This is a genomic window from Bacillota bacterium, assembly GCA_012518215.1.
Classification (GTDB): Bacteria; Bacillota; Dethiobacteria; order DTU022; family PWGO01; genus JAAYSV01.
On the sequence record JAAYSV010000051.1, the window covers coordinates 1 to 3,726 of the forward strand.

At 53.1% G+C, this 3,726-nt stretch carries 2 protein-coding genes; both read left to right on the plus strand.

The window, feature by feature from the left end:
- The first annotated feature begins 252 nt into the window (after positions 1-252).
- The gene (locus GX364_08660; GenBank protein ID NLI70918.1) at positions 253-1,977 is read left to right on the plus strand and encodes an alpha/beta hydrolase fold domain-containing protein; all 1,725 of its coding nucleotides are present in this window, start codon (positions 253-255) and stop codon (positions 1,975-1,977) included.
- A 38-nt stretch (positions 1,978-2,015) separates the two neighbouring features.
- Positions 2,016-3,449, plus strand: a complete 1,434-nt coding sequence (locus GX364_08665; protein ID NLI70919.1) for a DUF4874 domain-containing protein — start codon at positions 2,016-2,018, stop codon at positions 3,447-3,449.
- The last annotated feature ends 277 nt before the right edge of the window (positions 3,450-3,726 follow it).

Sequence of the window (3,726 nt, forward strand, 5' to 3'; positions counted from 1 at the left end):
AATTCAGAGCAAGCGGTGTTTCGCACTACGCAGACGTTGTGTTCGGATAATGGTGTTGGCAGAAATGACGCTTTTTGCTGGCAAGGATAGCGCAGCGTGGAATCTCGGGCAATGGGGAAACGTTATGCTTGATGAATGCGATGCTGATGTCGCAACAGTTTGCTCCGGCGGGGGTATTCTGTCCAGTGGCCATTTATGGTATATTAGCCATGATGAAGGGAAATTCCAAAAAACTCCCGAGGGGGCATCAAGATGGCGATAAGGAGTAAACTTAAATCTGGCAGAAGGCCCGCTGGGCCCTGGGGAAAGCTGGGGTCGGTAGCGTTGTTGGCACTGAATGTGGCTATGATTCTGATGGGGATATTTTACCTGTTGGAAAGGGGCTGCCTCCTTTTCCGGGATATCATGGGTGCCGTGATGATAATGGCCTGGCTTGGTAATTCTTTGCTGGCCTACCTGAACGGCAGGGAAACCGCACTTACGGGTAATTTCGGCGGGACCAGGGGAAAACTATCCACAGCTTACCTGACAGCAGCACCATTGGCGATGCTGAGCATGCTGGCTGGCAGCCTGCTGCTTTCCGCTTCCTACTCCGAAGCCTTTGACGAAAACATCATTTTCTACATGATGGTCTACCTTGGCTACTTCAGCTTGCCACTACTGGGCCTGGTTCTTTCCTGCCTCAACCTGGCGGCAAGAAAGGGTTATCCCCTTTTCAGGGGCAGGCCCGGCAGGCGCAGTGTCTTCTCCACCGTGGTCAAGGCTCTACTGGCCCTGGTGCTTGCTTTTGGCCTGTTCATGTGCCTGATCATGCTTGCAACCTTTCCCATCCATGAGGCACTGGAACTGGTTGCCTCCCAGTTTGCCCTCTTCCTGGCCTTTGTTTTTCTCAACATATCGCTCCTGCTGCAAAAGCTGTGTAGAGACGATCGGCAGAACGGTTTATCTGCTACCGCCGGGATTGTCGGCCTCATCATCTTTGTCATCATGCTCCTGCCGGCCCTATCCATGCCTTCGGCGATAAGTGGGGCAGAAAAAGAATTCCGCGCCGTATATGGACACGATTGGGAAGAACGGCTCGATACCGACACCACGGCACATTTCATGGAATCGCGTTTCTCCTTGCCCTCTTATTTCCTTGGCACCCCTTCCGGAAACTACAGGGTTGAAAAAGACATCCTGTATCATGAGGGAAATTCGGATAATGATGAAGGCATCGCCCTTTATTTCGATGCCTACATGCCTCCGGAGGACAGCCGGGAACTCCCCGGCAACAACTCCGTCCTGATCAGGATTCACGGCGGTGGCTGGCAGTCGGGGGGCAAGGGAATGCGCAATATGATGCAGATGAACAAGTATTTCGCCGCTCAAGGTTACGTGGTTTTCGATGTACAGTATGGCCTCAGCTACCTGCAGAATACAGTTGAAGGGATCATGCGCGCCCCCGACCATGTCCTGGGCCCGTTTACAGCCGACGATATGGTCCGGCACCTGGGGATTTTCACCCACTATCTTGAAAAACACGCTGCTGATTTTGGTGCCAACCTCGATTCGGTCTTCATCTCGGGCGGCTCCGCCGGGGGGCATCTCTCCACAGCACTGGCCCTGGGTTCTGACAGCGGGAATTACCCGGAATTGTTCAGCCCTGCACTGACCATAAAAGGGTTCATACCTTTTTACCCCGGCAACGACTGCGACCTGCTCCATGAAATCGGCGGGTCCGGCGAATGGATGGACGTTAAAACACTGGTGCGTGCCGACAGCCCACCCTGCCTGATATTTCAGGGCAGCCATGACACACTCGTGCCACCGGAAGTATCCCATTCCTTTCAAGACAGATACGAGGATGCAGGTGCCGGCAAATGCGCCGTCCTGCTGATGCCCCTTGCGGGCCATGCCGCCGACCTGAGTTTCACGGGCTACTACAACAGCACGTTCCTCTATTACATGGAACGGTTCATGGCCCTTTACCGATAGGGTTTTTCCGCTGTCATCACCGCGGAGGATGAGTAGCAATGAATCTGAAGAAAATTACTGCCCGGGCCCGGGCTTCGGTGGCAGGGGCTGCAAAGAGGGTGGCCGCCCTGGTGGCAGGGACGACCCGCTTCGGCCGCTACCGCATCCACGAATATCCCCCCACTCCCACGGCTTACCGGGTACAGGCAGATGACAGTGTGCCTTTCTGCCTGCCGGATGAGTTGAGAAACAATCCTGATCGGGGGTTCCGCGGGGAGATCTATATCACCCTCGGCAGCCGGAAGGCATATCCCGGAAACGACAAATCCTGCATCGAGCATCTGAAAGAATCGATGGCCAGATATCAAAAGGAAAACATACGGTTGTACCAGCTCTACGTCTACCTGCATGAATATTACAACCGCCCCCTTGCAGGAGAAGCCTTGCAGCAGCTGACTGATTACCTCGCACTTCTGCAGAAACATGGCATACGGGCGCTGATGCGTTTTGCCTATGAATATGACCCCCGTATCAGAAAAGGCCCCACCACCCGGCGCATCGTGGCCCATGCCGAGCAGCTCCGCCTCTGGTTTCGGGAAAATGCACCGCTTGTAAATCGGACCGTCTATGCCATGCAGCTTGGCATGGTCGGTCTCTGGGGCGAGGGACACTCCAGCGTGCATCGACACAACAGAAGGACAGTGGTCGAGGCTATGCTGGCGATGGTTCCTGACACCATGACGGTGATGATGAGAACCCCCTCCTTTCTCTCCGCGGTGCCGGATCATCATGAAAGCAGAAGCAGCATCCATGATGATTTTCTGGTGGGCATTGATCATCCGTGGGGAATGATCCCCTTCCATCATCCCGATTATGAGGCTCTGATCCGCAAATGCAAATTTTCCTTGACCGATGGGGAGATGCCCTGGGGGGCGGATCGAACCGTGCCCCATATTGACCCCATCTTGTTTTTGCGCCAGTGTGTAAACTACGGGCTCAGGACACTGAGTATCGAACACAACTACCGGGAAGATGGTCATGTCTATCACCTTGAAAGGTGGAAAGGGGTCATGCTGAATGCCGCGCAACTGGAAGATAACAATTTTCCGTATTTCCCCCATGCCCTGAAGGATGAACTGATTTCGGTCTTTGATTATCTGGAATTGCATCTGGGTTACCTGCTGGCAGCCACCAATTTGCGGCAGCATGAGGGCTGCATCGAGTTTGACCTGGTCAACTACGGGATGGGTGCCCCGCTTGATTTTGTAATGGAGGCCCGCATTGACGGCCGGAATTCGGTACTGGTGTTTGCGGCAACGGATCTGCGTCAGTTTTCATCGATACACCTTTCCTTTGACTGTACCACGGAATTGGCAATACGTTTCAGGCATGTCCGCGATCACACACTTCATATACGGCTGGCCAACGATGTTCCCTGCACCGATGGCTATCATATCCTATTTTCCAGAAAAAGCTGTTCCCTTTCGGTGTAGCATAAAGAACGGTTCAGGGAACAAGTGTGGTCAACCAGGGGATTCTTCGGTCGCCTGTTCCCCCCTTTTGTTTTTTTGATACGGTAAAAGATTAAAACCAGGAACCAGCTTATGTCAATATTGAGGGGTAATTGAGGAGGGGATTCTTCAGGAACTGAAGCTCTCTTTTGTGGGTATGCGAAAAGATAAAACCCAGGAAATAGCTTCCCCCCACTGAGTAAGTGGTATTAACAAGGGTTTCCTCGGCCGCCTACGTTTTCTATTTCTTTTTTTATAT

What these genes read in the sequence shown, in the direction of transcription:
- GX364_08665 (NLI70919.1), top strand. Translation starts at nt 2,016, where the DNA reads ATGAATCTGAAGAAAATTACTGCCCGGGCCCGGGCTTCGGTGGCAGGG.
- GX364_08660 (NLI70918.1), top strand. Translation starts at nt 253, where the DNA reads ATGGCGATAAGGAGTAAACTTAAATCTGGCAGAAGGCCCGCTGGGCCC.